This is a genomic window from Anabaena sp. CCY 9613, from assembly GCF_963920895.1.
GTDB lineage: Bacteria > Cyanobacteriota > Cyanobacteriia > Cyanobacteriales > Nostocaceae > Cyanocohniella.
Window position 1 is genome coordinate 158,352 of the sequence record NZ_CAWUDE010000002.1, and the last position, 16,404, is coordinate 174,755.

18 protein-coding genes and 1 pseudogene are annotated in these 16,404 nt (G+C 39.7%); 8 read left to right on the plus strand and 11 right to left on the minus strand.

Annotated features, from left to right (window positions below):
- Nucleotides 1-838: 838 nt before the first annotated feature.
- From ACM0OT_RS02530 to ACM0OT_RS02540, 3 genes are all read left to right on the plus strand, one after another.
- A complete protein-coding gene (locus tag ACM0OT_RS02530) occupies nt 839-2,482 on the plus strand; it encodes a sensor histidine kinase (protein WP_414562457.1) in 1,644 nt (547 codons plus the stop codon).
- A gap of 817 nt (nt 2,483-3,299) precedes the next feature.
- Entirely contained in the window at nt 3,300-3,902 is a 603-nt protein-coding gene (locus tag ACM0OT_RS02535; protein WP_414562459.1) for a hypothetical protein, read from the plus strand.
- A 204-nt stretch (nt 3,903-4,106) separates the two neighbouring features.
- The gene (locus ACM0OT_RS02540) at nt 4,107-4,535 is read left to right on the plus strand and encodes a hypothetical protein (RefSeq protein WP_414562461.1); all 429 of its coding nucleotides are present in this window, start codon (nt 4,107-4,109) and stop codon (nt 4,533-4,535) included.
- A 56-nt stretch (nt 4,536-4,591) separates the two neighbouring features.
- On the opposite strand, the pseudogene ACM0OT_RS02545 reads toward ACM0OT_RS02540, so the two are convergent.
- The 4 genes and pseudogenes from ACM0OT_RS02545 to ACM0OT_RS02560 all read right to left on the minus strand — a co-directional run.
- Nucleotides 4,592-4,765, minus strand: a pseudogene (locus ACM0OT_RS02545) (ABC transporter substrate-binding protein); the annotation flags it as partial.
- An 89-nt stretch (nt 4,766-4,854) separates the two neighbouring features.
- Nucleotides 4,855-5,265 carry a thiol-disulfide oxidoreductase DCC family protein gene (locus ACM0OT_RS02550; protein ID WP_414562462.1) on the minus strand — a complete coding sequence of 137 codons (411 nt, stop codon included), beginning with the start codon at nt 5,263-5,265 and terminating at the stop codon, nt 4,855-4,857.
- Between the two features lie 169 nt (nt 5,266-5,434).
- Entirely contained in the window at nt 5,435-6,826 is a 1,392-nt protein-coding gene (locus ACM0OT_RS02555; RefSeq protein WP_414562464.1) for a malic enzyme-like NAD(P)-binding protein, read from the minus strand.
- A 178-nt stretch (nt 6,827-7,004) separates the two neighbouring features.
- Complete coding sequence (locus tag ACM0OT_RS02560; RefSeq protein ID WP_414543464.1) at nt 7,005-7,379, minus strand: c-type cytochrome; 375 nt, start codon at nt 7,377-7,379, stop codon at nt 7,005-7,007.
- Nucleotides 7,380-7,588: 209 nt separating this feature from the next.
- Between ACM0OT_RS02560 and petG the strand changes: the two genes are divergently transcribed.
- On the plus strand, nt 7,589-7,702 hold the full coding sequence (petG, locus tag ACM0OT_RS02565) for a cytochrome b6-f complex subunit V (RefSeq protein WP_010995538.1): 114 nt from the start codon (nt 7,589-7,591) through the stop codon (nt 7,700-7,702).
- Between the two features lie 163 nt (nt 7,703-7,865).
- On the opposite strand, the gene ACM0OT_RS02570 is transcribed toward petG, so the two are convergent.
- The 3 genes from ACM0OT_RS02570 to hisH form a co-directional block, all read right to left on the minus strand.
- Complete coding sequence (locus ACM0OT_RS02570) at nt 7,866-8,393, minus strand: GrpB family protein (RefSeq protein ID WP_414562466.1); 528 nt, start codon at nt 8,391-8,393, stop codon at nt 7,866-7,868.
- A gap of 59 nt (nt 8,394-8,452) precedes the next feature.
- Nucleotides 8,453-9,019: a 16S rRNA (guanine(966)-N(2))-methyltransferase RsmD gene (rsmD, locus tag ACM0OT_RS02575; RefSeq protein WP_414562468.1), complete on the minus strand. Its 567-nt coding sequence runs from the start codon at nt 9,017-9,019 to the stop codon at nt 8,453-8,455.
- Between the two features lie 179 nt (nt 9,020-9,198).
- The gene (gene hisH, locus ACM0OT_RS02580; protein WP_414562470.1) at nt 9,199-9,834 is read right to left on the minus strand and encodes an imidazole glycerol phosphate synthase subunit HisH; all 636 of its coding nucleotides are present in this window, start codon (nt 9,832-9,834) and stop codon (nt 9,199-9,201) included.
- A 58-nt stretch (nt 9,835-9,892) separates the two neighbouring features.
- On the opposite strand from hisH, the gene ACM0OT_RS02585 reads away from it, so the two are divergent.
- Both ACM0OT_RS02585 and ACM0OT_RS02590 read left to right on the plus strand, forming a co-directional pair.
- Nucleotides 9,893-10,462, plus strand: coding sequence for a peptidase C15 (locus ACM0OT_RS02585; protein WP_414562472.1), 570 nt, complete (start codon nt 9,893-9,895; stop codon nt 10,460-10,462).
- A 5-nt stretch (nt 10,463-10,467) separates the two neighbouring features.
- On the plus strand, nt 10,468-11,820 hold the full coding sequence (locus tag ACM0OT_RS02590) for a DUF3370 domain-containing protein (protein WP_414562473.1): 1,353 nt from the start codon (nt 10,468-10,470) through the stop codon (nt 11,818-11,820).
- 108 nt (nt 11,821-11,928) lie between these two features.
- On the opposite strand, the gene ACM0OT_RS02595 is transcribed toward ACM0OT_RS02590, so the two are convergent.
- Both ACM0OT_RS02595 and ACM0OT_RS02600 read right to left on the minus strand, forming a co-directional pair.
- A complete protein-coding gene (locus ACM0OT_RS02595; RefSeq protein WP_414562847.1) occupies nt 11,929-12,102 on the minus strand; it encodes a UPF0175 family protein in 174 nt (57 codons plus the stop codon).
- Nucleotides 12,103-12,110: 8 nt separating this feature from the next.
- A complete protein-coding gene (locus ACM0OT_RS02600) occupies nt 12,111-12,266 on the minus strand; it encodes a protein-arginine deiminase family protein (protein ID WP_414562475.1) in 156 nt (51 codons plus the stop codon).
- 86 nt (nt 12,267-12,352) lie between these two features.
- On the opposite strand from ACM0OT_RS02600, the gene ACM0OT_RS02605 reads away from it, so the two are divergent.
- Nucleotides 12,353-13,237: a bile acid:sodium symporter family protein gene (locus ACM0OT_RS02605; protein WP_414562476.1), complete on the plus strand. Its 885-nt coding sequence runs from the start codon at nt 12,353-12,355 to the stop codon at nt 13,235-13,237.
- 9 nt (nt 13,238-13,246) lie between these two features.
- Nucleotides 13,247-14,194, plus strand: a complete 948-nt coding sequence (locus ACM0OT_RS02610) for a 50S ribosomal protein L11 methyltransferase (RefSeq protein ID WP_414562477.1) — start codon at nt 13,247-13,249, stop codon at nt 14,192-14,194.
- 307 nt (nt 14,195-14,501) lie between these two features.
- Here the strand turns inward: ACM0OT_RS02610 and gcvH are convergent, their stop codons facing one another.
- Both gcvH and gcvT read right to left on the minus strand, forming a co-directional pair.
- Entirely contained in the window at nt 14,502-14,891 is a 390-nt protein-coding gene (gene gcvH, locus ACM0OT_RS02615) for a glycine cleavage system protein GcvH (protein ID WP_414562479.1), read from the minus strand.
- Between the two features lie 125 nt (nt 14,892-15,016).
- On the minus strand, nt 15,017-16,153 hold the full coding sequence (gene gcvT, locus ACM0OT_RS02620; protein ID WP_414562481.1) for a glycine cleavage system aminomethyltransferase GcvT: 1,137 nt from the start codon (nt 16,151-16,153) through the stop codon (nt 15,017-15,019).
- Nucleotides 16,154-16,404: the final 251 nt, after the last annotated feature.

The window sequence follows — 16,404 nt, forward strand, 5'->3', positions numbered from 1 at the left end:
TAACTGTTTACCCAAGATTTCTTTCTTACCAATTCGCCATATATCCTACTTAGGATTCCTGCTTTTATGCTATAAATTCCCACGGGCCACCACAGTCTTCTGGACGGTAAGCGTAATTACCGCACACATACTGAAATAAACTCAATTTGATTTTAAGAGTAAGAATTGCTGCCACCTAAATTTGATGCTACCAGTTATGCCTGTAGTCATATTCATATACAAAACGCTATATCTGAACCGGATTGAGATTTTTTGAACCTTTTGGGGAAAACTAAATCTGGAGACTATCAAGATTGAGTGGTCGTAACATGACTCTAGTAAATATTACCAGCCATGAATTTAGTAAAAAAATATAAGTAAGTGTTCAAAAACTATAGTTAAGCCAGGTTATTGAGAAACTGATTGGTTACCAGTGCTGATCAATCTACTGAAAAACCTTACTACTCATGCTCAATTGCAGACAGCAGTGTTTTTGTAAGAGAATATTTATAAAGCTTATTAATTTGAATTGAAGTGAGAAATATTATTTTATATTATTTATTTTTGAAACATGCAAATTCTGTATCTTATATAAATAACAATTACTCATCCAGGCAAATTTCATGATAACTAATTCTGATTTAGAGAAATATAAAGAATAGAATAATTATTTTATTTAAGTATAGACAAGAAATAAAAAAGATTTTATAGTCTACAAAGTTCAATTATTTATCATAGGTTAAATTTTAATTTAATTTTTATAAAAAGTATATTTTTTTTGCAAATTATTGATTTTAAAAAACAAAACCATAATTAATATTTAATTATAAATCAAGCTATCCATAACTGCACCATGAAAATGCATCTATCTGATAAAGCAAAATTGGGAGCCTCTCAAGTAATAGCTATAACAGTTGTATTAACAATACTGTTGTTTATGCCTCAAATTTGGTTAAATTGGCAAGCTTATGGCAATTTCAATAATATTATCAAGCATGAATTTAAGCTACAGATATTGAGTGATAAAATTACTTATTTTGATGAAGTCTTAACTATGTCTGCTCGCATGAATGCTGCTACAGGAAATTCATATTGGGAACAACGCTACCGTCAATTTGAACCTCAACTTGAGGCTGCCATTAAAGAATCTATTAAATTAGCTCCCGCAGCATATCAAAATAAAGACACCAAAAAAATTGATGCAGCTAATCAAATACTAGTTGCATTAGAGTACCAATCTTTTGATTTGGTAAAAAATAATCAAAGAGGTGCAGCGCAGATTTTATTATCCAGCCAAGATTATGAATTCCAAAAACAAATTTATGCTGATGGTGTTGCCAAAAGAAATCATAATATTTTACTTGCCTTGCAGAATAAAGTAAGTGAATACCGTCAAAGAGTGCTTTGGGCATTCTTAATATCTATCATAAGTTTAATCATTCTCATTCCCTCATGGTTTTTAGTATTAACTTTATTACAAAAATATTTAACAGCTCAAAAAATCTCTCAAATTGCTTTGGCAGAAGCTAATTCTACCTTAGAAAGACAAGTTGTCACAAGGACAGAAAGATTAAATCAACAAAATATTCAATTACAACAAACACTACAAGAATTACAAAACGCTCAAGTCCAACTTATTCAAAGTGAAAAAATGTCTTCACTAGGGCAGTTAGTGGCTGGCGTTGCTCATGAAATTAATAATCCAGTTAATTTTATTTATGGCAACTTAATGCATTTTAAAGAATATATTCAACAATTAATTAATTTAATTAACCTATATCAACAAGAAGGTTTTTATCATCCCAGAATAGCTAATTTTATTGATGAAATAGATTTTAACTTTGTGATGGATGATATCCCAAAACTTTTAGCTTCAATGGAAATTGGGGCTGAACGTATCCGTGAAATTGTGCTGACTTTACGCAACTTTTCACGTCTTGATGAGGCAGAAATGAAAGCTGTTAATATCCATGAAGGAATCAATAGTACATTATTAATTTTGCAGCACAATCTTAAAGGCAGCAATAATTATCAAGAAATACAAATTTTTAAAGATTATGGTAATTTGCCTTTAGTTGAATGTTATGCCGGCAAATTAAACCAAGTATTTATGAATATTTTAAGTAACGCTATAGATGCTTTACGTCAAAAAGAAATAGAATATTTAAAATCAGGGAATAAAAACTATACTAATTCTATTACTATTCATACTAAAATTAAAAATGAAGACTATGTGATTATTAGTATAAAAGATAATGCTTCAGGAATAACAGAAAAAGTAAAAAGTAGAATATTTGATCCTTTTTTCACTACTAAACCAGTGGGCAAAGGTACTGGGCTGGGATTATCTATTAGTTACCAAATTATAGTAGATAAGCATAAAGGAATGATTCAGGTTAACTCAAATTTAGGTGAGGGTACTGAATTTATCATTACTCTTCCCGTAAAAACAAAACCTTTTAAGATTTCGTCAAACAAATCTAGCATCCTAGATACAGAATAACTATAAATATCCTATAGCAATCCGATTTAATTTTCAAAGAATTTTCCTATTATATAGGATGTATTACGGCTTTAATAACACACTCTAATAGAATGACACGCCTAAATTGGGAAAACATTGTAGTAGCGCCTCTAGTCTAATTTATTGGGTTGAATAATTCATGATCATGATTGAATTTTGTTTTTTTTATCTGATGAACCCAGCACTTTAAGCTTGTCAATGTAACCTATATCTAATACACTTTTTTAACTATGTCAGTCTACTAAGTAGGTAGACATAATTAAATATAAAATAAACTCCTAGTTTGTAGTGAGCGATTTAGGTTCTTGCGTTGGTTTTATGGTGGAGCATTAAAATCGCAATTTTATAGAAAGGCTCAAAAACTTAAAACTCATTCACAGCAATAAATTCAGCCTATCTTTATGTTTTATTTATTATTCTGTTCCATAAAATGAACTGAAGAACCGCGATTTATCGCTCAGAGCAAGGATTATCAGGACTAAAGTCCTTACTACAAACTTTAAATTTATTTATGCCTAGATACTTATATGTGTTTGAAAAATTAAATATGAGTCCTATATCTATTGTGAAGATAGAGATGGCTGTATGAGATACATGCACTAATTAGATAATTTATTATTTATATTTGCCTAAATTTTAATAAACTAAATTTCACAATAAATTATCAGTTAAAAGACAAAAAACATAAAAATTTTATACTAAAGCCTATACAATACATAAAACAAATAGTTATTCATAAATTAGTCATATTTTTAATAATTGGAAACATTTATTTAAAATTAAAGTATATAAATAAATGACTTTTGATTTGTCTGAAAGTTTTCAACTTCATATAGCTAATCTCCAGCTAAAAGATGTATATTCAGCAGTATTTGGTACACAAGAAACAAAAATACCTTTTTTTGTTTGGCTATTAGAAAATCCTGAAAGTCCTTTATCTTTACCTGGAAGAATTTGCCTTCGTCATCATGATTATATTCATATACTTTTGGGACGAGGAATTTCATTTCAAGATGAAGCTTTTGTAATTGGATTTACGATGGGTAATGATTCAGAGATTAAAAAAATACATTTATGGACATACAAATTTTTTGCTAAATTTATTTATCCCCATCCTTATAAATTTCATGAATTAGATTTACTTATTTTTGATTTAGGTTTTCAATACGGTAAAAAAATTAAATTTAAATGTATTAACAAGATTAATTTTGAACTTTACCAAAATGAATCCATAAATTACTTAAGAAACTTATTTGGTATTAATTTAGAAGAAATTAAGCTAATCCAACAATTTGAATCATGGTTATTAACTGAGTTTTCAAATAGCGATGTTTTTCAGGTAAATAAAGCGCCATTTCATAATTTAGTGCAGTTACTGGATATTTTCGGAAAAAATTAAGTATAATTACCCAAGATAATCTTGCTCAATCCCAAAAGACTTCATCAGCAGTTGTGGGCAAGCATAATTGTGAGGAAAGCGTAATTTTAAATTTGCTAAATCTAAAAGGTCTTGATAAGCTGAAACACCAATAGGATAAGCTTTCTGGCGGTTTTTCTGTAGTCCAATGCCCCATAGATCGGCAAAATATAGGAGTGTTTTTCTGTGAATGCAGCTGAACAAGCAACAAACCTTGAACTCGCCAGCAAGATTGCTACGGTAGTGAATTTGTTTAAATTTGAGTTTCCCGATGCTAAATCGGATCTTAAACCTTGGAAGGATGACCCTGAAACCAGGGAGTTAGTAGATCCAGATTCTATAGATATCGGCTTTCACTTTCCTGGGATCAGCAAGTCTTGGCGTAGTCGCAGTATCTTGATTCAAATCCGCTTTCATCAAGACCCCATCAGTCACTCACGTCGTGCTATTGGTTTGGAAGTCGCCGGATTTGACCATCGAGGTGAGGCGTGGCGACTATCTACAGTGGAAAACTGGAGTTTTGTAGGTATTTCTTCACCTGCGCCACAAGTGGGTGACAAACTCAAACAAGTTTGCCGACACATTTTAGAAGTATTTAATCAACCAAGTGATTAATCTTGGTTATCTCCCTTGAGTTCAACCTGCCAAAATAAAGATAGTAGGTTAGGTTCAACTGGTGAATGTTGGAGTTCACCTAATCCCCGATAAATATTTGTCTTCATGCGATCGCGGTTAATAGCATAAGCGACTGCTTGCCTAAAAACCAAGTTATTAAACCACCGGGATTTAATGGGGTCTACAAACGGCTCTCCCTTAGCATTGCGAGCTTGGTTGAGATTAAATTGAGTAATCTGACAACCCGTAATCATGAAAACACAAGCTATTACCAAGACAAATGCCAGGTTCACGGGTCGCAAAAAAGCACCAATCATCTTTAATTTTCTGTCTTACAACTACCATCAACACAATAAGCTGATTGATATGTACTTGTACGCTTGCCGAACACATTATAGCGGTTGTCGCGGATTTGTTCATAAAAGCGATCGCCTACCCATTTCATCCCAGGTAATGCTCGATAAGCTTCTATGAATAGACCTCCCAATGGCAATAGCTGCCCAATTTCCTCAGCCGCATCACTTCCTTGCCAACGTCTTTGGGGTGCATCAGCATCAATTAAAATCATTCCTTGTTCGCAATCTTGAAATGTTACTCCCCACTGTGCCAGTGTTTGTTCATCTTGCATGGGGGCGTAGCGAAAAATTTTTCCTTGATCTAAATTTTCTAGCAACTGGACTAAGGTGACGCAGAGATTGCAATTCCCGTCATAGATAAAGTAGTAATTCATGTAAGTAAGGAAGTAGGAAGTAGGGAGTAGGGGGAAGAAGCAGGGGTGCAGGGTGCAGGGGAGCCACTGCGTTGGGCGGCTGTGCTGACTTATAGCAAGTGGCGTTGCAGGGGGAAAAGAGTTTACACTAGTATCAAAATCTTGTCCCCCATTCCCCACTCCCTGCAATTTAACTGCGGGCAATCCCTTCTTGACGGGCGGCTTGTTGTACAGCACCAGCGACGGCTGTGACAACACGCTGATCAAAAACTGAAGGAATAATATGTTCTCGATTCAAGTCTGAAGGTTTGACTAAGGAAGCGATCGCACTGGCTGCTTCCAAATACATGGTAGTAGTAATTGTCTGGGCGCGACAATCTAATGCCCCACGAAACACCCCTGGAAAAGCCAGGACGTTGTTAATTTGGTTGGGGTAGTCACTACGACCCGTGGCCATGACAGCGACAATGTTGCTGACTAATTCTGGCTGGATTTCGGGAATGGGATTAGCCATTGCGAACACAATGGGGTCTTTGGCCATTGACTGTACCATTTCTGGGGTTAAAACTCCCGGTGCGCTAACGCCGATAAACACATCTGCGCCTTGCATTGCACCCCCCAAAGTCCCTTGGGCTTTCACGGCAAATTCCTGCTTTTCAGCGGTCAAATCGGTGCGGCTGGTGGAGATAATGCCTTTGGAATCACACATCCAAATTTTTTCAGCCCCAGCCTTGCGAAGTAATCGGGCGATGGCCACTCCCGCAGCCCCTGCACCATTAATCACAATGCGGATTTCGGTGATGGATTTATGTACTAACTTTAAGGCGTTAAACAATGCAGCTAAGGTGACAATGGCTGTACCATGTTGGTCATCGTGAAAAACTGGGATATCTAATTCCTGACGCAACCTTTTTTCAATTTCAAAGCAACGGGGAGCAGCAATATCTTCTAAATTCACACCGCCAAACACTGGCGCGAGATTTTTGACTGTGCGGACAATTTCATCTGTATCTTGGGTATCCAGACAGATAGGAAAAGCATCTAAACCGGCAAATTCTTTGAAGAGCATGGCTTTACCTTCCATGACTGGTAAAGCAGCAGACGGGCCGAGATTTCCCAAACCTAAAACGGCGCTACCATCAGTAACAATGGCTACAGTATTTTGTTTAATAGTTAAATTGTAAACTTCCTCTGGGTCTTGGGCGATGGCGGTACAAATGCGACCGACTCCCGGTGTGTAGGCCATTGCTAAATCAGAAACGCTTTTGAGGGGGATTCTGCTAGCAATGCTGATTTTGCCACCGCGATGCAAATTAAAAGTGCGATCGTAGACACTGAGGACTTTAATATCTGGTAATGCTTTGACTGCTTGGACAATTGTTTCTGCATGTTCAGTACTAGCAGCATCTACAGTGATATCGCGGGTAGATTCGTGGCGAGTTTGCTCGATTAAATCAATTTGACCGAGATTACCACCACTAGTTGCGATCGCCTGGGTAATTGATGCTAACATCCCCACACGATTGGGAATTTGTAAGCGCAGAGTCAAACTAAAACTAGAATTGGGAGTTAGCTGTGCCATTGTGATTTTTGATTTTAAGTTTTAGATTTTATATCGAATTTTTCTCAAATCGTGGCGATCGCCTGAGAAAAGTTGCAAAGGTTACCTCATTTCACCAAGAATCCCACAACTTAAAGCCGTGGGAGTTGCAAAATAGTTGCCAAATCAAGCATTATCTGACTTTAATAACTTAAATAGACTATAAAGTCTCCAAATAGCTCAACAGGTCTGCCATTTCTTGCTCACTGGGTTGAAATTTGGGCATTGGCGGGGTGTCGCCACTAATCACTTGACGAATCAGTTTGTATCGTGACTTGCGCTTAGATACATTTTGCAAACTGGGGCCTACTAGACCATCAGCTTCTAGTCCATGACAACCAGCACAGTTAATTTGAAAAATCGCATGTCCTTGAACTTGATCTCCTGTCAGGGTAAGAACACTTTTGACATAAGGATCAGATGCTCGAACCATTTGAACACCAAAAATGCCCAAAAGGACTGCTAGCAGTATCACCAGAGCCAACGAGGCGATCCACTGAATCAGAGTTTCTGGTTTGGTAATCTGGTTATCCAAAAGGTTTGCTGTCAATGTTGAGGTTTACTAAGAATTTTTTATTTCCTACACATAGCTTAAAAGTTCTTGATGGTGTCTGCAAGCACAATTTATAAATTTTTCCGAATCATTTGTTGCCTAAAAACACTGTAGGGCGAGGGATTCATCCGCAATTTGGTAAAATCAAAAGCAGTAACGAATATTGAATAATTGCAAACAGGAGATTTAAAGTGGTTGAACCCCTGCTCTCAGGTATTGTTCTTGGTCTGATTGTTGTTACCCTTGCTGGGCTGTTTTACGCTGCTTATAAGCAATACAAGCGCCCTAACGAGTTGGGGGGTTAATAACTTAGTGGGGCTTAAAGCCCATGCTTAGGAACATGAATTAAATAACATGTAAGTCTAGTTTTTGACCTCACCCCGTCTTTGACTTGCGTCAAAGTCTCCCCTCTCCTTACCAAGGAGAGGGGTTGGGGGTGAGGTTCTATATTTTATTAAATCCACATTCCTAACTTGTTCTCATTTGTCGTACTTTTTGCATAATAGCCTGCACATAATTTGCTTTTTCAAGTGTGTAAGCCTCTCGGTCGTTGGAAAACTGTTGAGCAAGATGACGTTTTAATTTTGCATAATGCGCTGCTTCGTCGGGATGTTGACGTAGATAGTCTCTAAATAGCAAACAATCCCACAATATATTGTTTGGCTCAACCATATGAATATGATGACTGCGACCTGAACCTTTTGGTGGTAAACCTTTTACAAAAAACATTCGTTGAGGATCGGGATTATCAACCCAATAAGCGTAGCCCAGCGCTTCTAACTGAGAAACAGCAACTTGCTTGGCTTCTGTCAGGGAACGTACTCCTACCAATAAATCAATGATGGGTTTTGCGGCTAAACCTGGTATTGCCGTACTGCCGAAGTGTTCAATACGAGTAATGAGATTACTATTTAAAACTTTGAGTATGAGTGCCGCTTCCTGAGCAAAAAGAAGCGGCCAGTGGGGATTGTACTCAACGATAACCACTTCATCCATAAAAGAAGTTGCTAATACTTATATTAATTAGCTGCCAACCTTGCACATAAAAATAACCCTCATTCCCCTGATTTATCTCCTTCATCGATAATTTTATAGAAAGTCAGTGCAGTATTACCGTAAACCTTGTGGCGGCAAATCTCCCAAGTGGGTATGACGGTCGGTGTCCAACCTTGGGGATTGTGTTCTACGGCTATTTCACCATTGACTGCTAACAAATTATGGTGAGCGATCGCCTCTAACACTGGCTGATACAATTCACTAGCATAAGGCGGATCAAAGTAAATTCTGTCAAACTGCTGGCCTGATAGGTTTTTTAACTGCTGAATGACATCTCCCCGCCAGAGTTTCCATTGTTGTTCGTCATGCGCTACTTGCTGCCAGTTTTGTTGAATAATGGCACAGGCTCGACTAGATTTTTCTATTCCTACTACTACGCTGGCTCCTCTGCACAACGCTTCTGCACCCATTGAACCAGTACCTGTACACACATCTAGCCAGCGACAACCGACGATTGTTCCTTGCCAAATATTGAACAATGCTTCCCTAACCCGCGCACTGGTGGGTCTAGTAGCTTGCCCTGGTAATGTTTTTAGCTGGCGATTCCCGTAAATTCTCAGTGTCATTGATTATTAGACCTCTTGCATAAATATTTTTTTGTCTCGCGCAAAGGCGCAAAGACGCAAAGAAAGAGGCGCAAATAAGGACTTTTGCAAGAAGTACATTGGTCATCGGTCATTAGTCATTGGAAAAACCATGACAAAGGACAAATAACAAACGACAAAATTTTAAGTTAAAAGTTGGTTTAGGCGGCGATTTTTTCGCGGACTTGGGCAACAAAATTAGACAGAATTTGCAATCCGATATTAGAGGATTTTTCTGGGTGAAATTGCACGGCTGTCAGGTTTTCCCGAGCGATGGCAGCTGTGATAGTTTGAGTACCGTGGGTAACAGTTGCTGCACGAACTTGAGGGTCAGTTGGGTCAACATAATAAGAATGCACAAAATATACCCAAGGATTAGCTGGCAAATGCTCCCATAAAAGGCTTTTTGGTTGCGTCATTTCTAGTTGATTCCATCCCATGTGGGGAATAGTAATGCCTGGTTCTGGACGAAAGCGGCGCACTTTTCCAGGGATAATTCCCAGTCCTGGTTGAGTTCCTTCGGCACTGGATTCAAATAAAATTTGTAATCCCAAACAGATACCTAAGAATGGTTTACCAGAGGCGATGACATCTTTAATGGGTTGTTCTAAATCACGCGATCGCAAATGTTGGACTGCGGGATCAAATGCCCCTACTCCTGGCAATACTACAGCATCTGCCAGCGCTAAATCTTTAGCAGCATGAGTAATCTTAGGAGTTGCTCCAGCTTTTTCTAAACCTTTGCAGACTGAGTGCAAATTTCCCATATCGTAATCTACGACTGCAATGACTGGCATTAACCGGCTCCTTGTAAATTTATTATGGAGGGTGTTTCTATTTTAAATAATATTTCTTATGGCGAAAAGAATACTATTAACTTCTTTTGAGATTTGGTTGAGTGATCAACAGTCAAATTCTGCGGATGATTTATTACTGGAAGTGCTAAAAGTTGACTCGCTCCCTCATGATTTGAAATTTTTGCGGCGCTTACCCGTGGATGTTCATCTGGCAAGTTCCCAGGTAATTCAAAAAATCTCTGAACTTCAACCCCATTACATTATTTGTTGCGGTATGGCTGCTAGTAGAACAAAACTCAGTCTGGAAGCGGTTGCTAGCTGTGGTAAAAGTGTTTTGTCTCCAGTTGTTGAGTTGGAAAAATTAGTAACAGGAGCAACAGCAATTGATATTAGTTACGACTGCGGTAAATTTGTTTGTGTTCGCGTAGCGTCTCGAAGAGAAGGATTGTACTATGCAGTTTTAAATTACTTGTGTCAAAATCAACTCGCAACACCATGTATTTTTGTCCATGTTCCCGTGTTAAATTCAGAAAATTTGCCAGGCATTTTGGCAGACTTCTTATTAATTATTAACAATCTGGCACTTTCATCAAGTCATCAGCGTCTCTATGGGGAAGCATTTTTCTAAGTATTATGTTGTCATTGTTACTTGGTTTCACACTCGCTCAATCAACACCAGCTACGCCACCCCCCGAAGAAGTGGTACAAATTCAACAAGTGCGTCCTTTACCGGGACAACTGGATACTGTGCCTGTTTTTAACAGCAATAGTCCAGAATTGGTCTTAAAAGAAGGAATTTTACTTTCGACTTTTCCCACAGATGGTAAAAAAGTACCAGAAGCCCATTTAAATTATCCGTTTCGGGGGCGATTTGATGTTTTTGCCCACCATGTCGCCAAGGCTGATCCACCAGAAGATTTAAGGTCGCTGCATCTAGGAATTATGCTGCATAATCCTGGGTCGGAAGCGGTGACGGTGGATATTTTGCAAGGGGCGAGTTATTTAAGTCAACCAGATGCACCATTTATTCAACTACCATCTCAAAGTCGGAATATCTTAGGTAATATTTTTGCGGGGCCAGGCGATCGCGCCTCGTCTGATGTATTGCGGGGACGACGACAAGCATCTTTCCCAGCCCAAATTGTCATTCCCCCAGGGCAAAGTCAGATGTTATTAAATTTACCTATACCTGTACGAGAACTGACACCGCCTTTAAATGGTCGCTCTACGTTGATGCGGTTGCGGAGTAGTGGTACAGTTTATGCGGCTAGTATGGCTTTATTTGCCCGTCAAAATGCCGATGGTAGTGAACGCGCACCGACTTTAGAAGAATGGCAAAATTTATTAGAAACTGGTGAATTATCCACTCCACGAGATCGAGTTCCTACACCCTTGGACTCTAATCAACCGAGAATTTATGGACGTGTAGCCGGAGTTGCTCAAGGTTCTCAGTGGAGATCCTTTGTGGTGGATGGTCCCCAGGCTAGGTATTTAACCATTCCCCAAGCCGGACAAGCATTTTCCTACCCTCTAAGTAGCTTGCATGGTGGTACTTTAGGAACGAATCAAATCCAAAGTGCTAATATGCTGGTACGTTATCCCGATACCGCCTATCGCGCTCATGGCAACTATGGCATTCAATATAGTATTAAGTTGCCTTTGCGTAACACTACACAAAATGCTCAAAAAGTGAGTGTATCTGTGCAAACACCAATCAAAGAAGACAATTTGACGAAACAGGGATTACGCTTTTTTACCACAACAGCACCGCAAGTATTTTTCCGGGGGTCAGTGCGGGTACGTTACCGAGATGATCAAGGTCGTCCTCAGACTCAATTGACTCATTTAGTTCAAAAGAGAGGTCAACCGGGGGAACCCTTGGTTTTACTGAATATGAAACCAGGCGATCGCAGATTAGTAGAGGTAGACTTTATCTATCCCCCAGATGCAACACCACCGCAGGTTTTAACTGTATCGACTCAATAGTGAGTAAGCGTAATAATTAATATTTTCTGGTACACCTGGGGCAGAAGTTCTAGTTGCGCGATAATTGACAAGGAGATGAGAGGGCTACTATCGGCCACAATTACGGAGTTAATCATCGCGTAATTCGTCGGCAATTTGATCATCATCTAAATTAATCACCGGGATCTGCAAACGCCCTAATTCGTACATGAATTGGGGTTTGCTCATATTGCAAAAGGCGGCGGCTTTACCAAGAGATAGTCGGCGTAGTTCAAATAGCTTGACTGCAAGTAAAAATGTCAGTTCTGCTTCTAATGCTTGGGGTGATCATCGATAAAGTGACAAACTAAACTCAAAGGTTCTAACACCTCTTTAACGTAAGCTTCAAATTGACATTGATCATTTACTTTCGGCCCAAATGGTTTAGGAATAGCAAGATGCTGTTTGAGAACGATCATATTGACCATTTATCGCCCCCAGGCAATGGCGGGAATTTAAGTGATAACACGGTACAATCCAAAGGGAATTTTATTGTGACAAATGCGGGTTAAGGATGGAATCCAACTTTCTGACGGCTGTTTTTCTGCCCCTAGCTTTATTTATCATCATGCTAGGTATGGGGTTAACCTTGACTTTAGATGACTTCAAGCGAGTTGTGATCTATCCCAAAGCTGTGGTGATTGGCTTGGTGGCGCAGTTAATTATGTTGCCGATTGTAGGTTTTGGCATTGCTTCTGTGTTTCCCCTGGAGCCGCAATTAGCTGTAGGTGTGATGATTTTAGCAGCCTGTCCCGGTGGCCCTACTTCTAATATGATTACGTTTTTGGCTGGGGGCGATGTTGCTTTGTCTGTGACGTTGACAGCCATTAGTAGTTTAATTACGGTTTTTACGATTCCTTTGGTAATCAATTTATCAATGCAGACATTTTTAGGGGAAGGGACAACCCTACAATTACCTTTTTTAAATACAGTTTTGCAGATAGCAGTAATTACACTTATACCTGTAGCGATTGGGATGATAACCAAGAAGTATGCACCAGGAATAGCAGATAAAGCAGATAAACCTGTAAAATGGCTGTCTTTATTTTTCTTGGCGGTGGTAATTACTGGGGTGCTGTTGCGAGAACGAGATAATGTCATTTCTTACATCATAGATGTAGGCTGGGTGACTTTGGCTTTGAATGTAGTGACAATGGCTTTAGGTTTGGCCATCGCCACTGTAACCCGTTTAGGAGAAAAAGCCGCTACAGCAATTACAGTAGAAGTGGGCATTCAAAATGGGACTTTAGCCATTGCAATCGCCTCTACGCCAACACTACTCAATACCCCCACAATGGCTATTCCTGCGGCAATTTACAGTCTGTTAATGTTTGTGACTGGTGCTGGATTTGCTTGGTGGGCTAGTCGTCGCCAAGGCTTGTTGAAAGCATATAAGTAGGAAAATCATATGTCTTGGATGGAATTAAGTCTCGATACAACCCACGAAGCAGTTGATTGGGTTTGTACGCTGTTGGCTGAGACTATTGATATTAATGATGTTTATATTACAGAATATGCTGAATCGGACTCGGCTCATTCTGATTGGTCATTTACGATCCGCCTATATTTACCCTACGATGTTAGTTCACGGACACGTGTAGAAAAAATTGAGAATTTACTTTCATCTTTACAGCGTACTGGTTTGACTACAGCTATTCAAACTTCTATAGTGGCAGAAAAAGATACGAATGTACTGAAACCACTGGTACATGAAATTGGGCAACGATTTGTTGTCGTAAATTCGGATACACCCAATCAATTTGAGACAGCAGATAAAATCACTTTAAAACTCAAGAAAACTCTCGCCTTTGGTAGTGGGTTACATCCAGCAACCATTGTTAGTCTGCAATTACTAGAACGGTACATTATCCCTAATATGCAGGTGCTGGACTTTGGCTCAGGTTCAGGTATTTTGAGTGTAGCAATGGCAAAACTTGGTGCTAATGTCTTAGCTCTCGATAATGACAGTGTTGCAGTACAAGCAACTCAGGAAGTTGTACGTCTTAATGGTGTAGGGGCGCAAGTACAGGTGATGCAAGGTAGCCTGGGATGTGGTAGCGAAATGGGGCATTGGATGGGTGGGAACACAGTGAATAATGTGGCAAAAATTGCAGCAAAAGACACATTTGATTTGATTGCTGCGAATGTTTTAGCACGGGTGCATATTGCCCTCGCTGATGACTTTCGGCAGGCGCTACGTCAAACTGAAGCACAACCAGGATTGCTAATTACTGCCGGCTTTACTACAGATAATGAAGAAAATGTCACCACAGCCTTAACTGAAGCAGGATTCGAGGTGATCGATTGTGAACGCTTAAACGAATGGGTTGCACTTGCTTATCGTCTCAAAAGTTAAAAGGAACGTGAGTTCGACGGATTTTAAAACCCGCTTCCATTCCTCTCCCCTACAAACTACAGTGTACACACAAATGATCTAATCACCCCAAATCTTTCACAAGTAGGGTGTGTTGTCGCCAAGCGCCGCACCATCAATGTTTGTTTGTCGGTGCGTTAGGACTAAAGCCCATAACGCACCCTACTGGACTGGCACAGCTAAAATGTTGCATTAAATTTATCTTGTAGGATGGGCGTTTCGCCCGTCCGGTGCAGGCAAGATGCCCGCACTACAAGAGTTATATCTATCACCCCATCGCCCTATTTCCTTACTCCCCCTCCACCTGGGCCCGATACTCATCCGCCGTCAAAGCATCCAGGACTTCATCGGGATCATTGACGCGCACTTTTAAGAACCAGCCTTCACCGTATGGGTCGTCTGATACTTCTTCGGGAGATTCAATTAAAGCTTCATTGCGTTCTATGACTGTGCCGGTCACTGGTGCATTCAGGTCTTCTACAGCTTTTACAGATTCAATTGAACCAAAAGTTTCTCCTTTAGTAAGAAGGTCACCAATGTCTGGAAGTTCCAAAAATACGACATCGCCCATTTGGTCTACTGCAAACTCAGTAATGCCGATGGTAGCAATTTCACCATCTAGTCTTACGTATTCATGAGTATCCAGGTATCTAAAATCCTGAGGATATTCAAACGACATATCACTTACCTTTCCAAATCAAAATAATTAACGCCCCAAAAGTCATTCAAGTGATGGTTGGTAATTAACCATACTGTAGATTGAGTAACTCAAATCACATTATTCCTTAAAAACATCAAAGGATATCAATTGGTGACACGATTTTTTGAACGATAAAAGGGACGTTTCACCACAACACCTGGGTAAGCTTTACCACGGATTTCTACTTCTAGCGACTGCCCCACTTTTGCTAGCTGGGTAGGAACATAAGCTAAGGCAATGGGATAACCTAGTGTAGGCGACAAAGTTCCACTAGTTACCTCTCCCACCACTTGCCCTGCTGATAAAACTGGGTAGCCATGACGGGCAATATTCCGTCCTGACATTTGTAAGCCAATGAGTCGGCGTTGTACCCCCTCGGCTTTTTGCTGTGCTAAAACTTCCCGACCGATAAAATCACCTTTGGTATCGAGGTGAACTAGCCAGCCCAAACCAGCCTCTAAGGGGGTTGTGTTGTCGTCAATATCTTGCCCGTAGAGTGCCATTGCTGCTTCTAATCTTAGGGTGTCTCTTGCGCCCAGTCCGCAAGGAGTAACACCAGCTTGATGCAGCTTTTGCCATAATTGTTTGCCCTCATCTGGATCTAGCATCACTTCAAAGCCATCTTCTCCTGTGTACCCTGTACGAGCGACAAAGGCAGGTTGACTCAGAATGGTGGTATTAAGATGTCCAAAAGCGGGAATTGGTTGTAAGTCTTCTTGTACCCAAGGTTGGAGATATTTAAGCGCTGTTGGCCCTTGCACAGCAATTAATACTTTTTCTGGTGAAAGGTCTTGGAACTGTACCTGATTTAAATCAAGGTTTTGTAATAGCCATGTTTTGTCTTTATCAGTGGTTGCCGCGTTAACAACGATCGCAGCTCTTTGTGTACCAGTATGATCTTCTCCCTGATAATAAACAATAATGTCGTCAATAATACCGCCCTGGGGATTTAACAACACGGTGTATTGTGCTTGACCTGGTTGTAACCGCTGCAAGTCTGAAGGTACCAAACGCTGAAGTTGGTCAATTAAATGTTGACCTTCCAGGGTAAATTTACCCATGTGGGAAATATCGAACATGCCAGCGTCATTTCTCACCGCCGCATGTTCGTGACTAATACCAGAAAATTGGACAGGCATTTCCCAACCGCCAAAACTGGTAAAGCGGGCTTTGAGTTCTACACCGAGTTGATATAAAAAAGTTCGTGCCAAGGATTGAGTAATATCTTCTTGATGAGCCACAGGTATTTGTGCGATCGCATATCAACATCTATATATCCTACGGCACGATTATTGGGCCCTGCGATCGCATCTTTTGCACCTTGATCTTCTCTTAGTTGTTTTTGAGCTACGGGCTTCCAGCTTCAGGGTGTTAATGTACCACCTCACATCGAACCGGTATGACTGAAAGATAGTTTGATTTATTCCTGCAAACTTACTTATTTAAGCAACAAGGTTATTCCCTATTAATCAACATCAGTTGTTTAAAATTT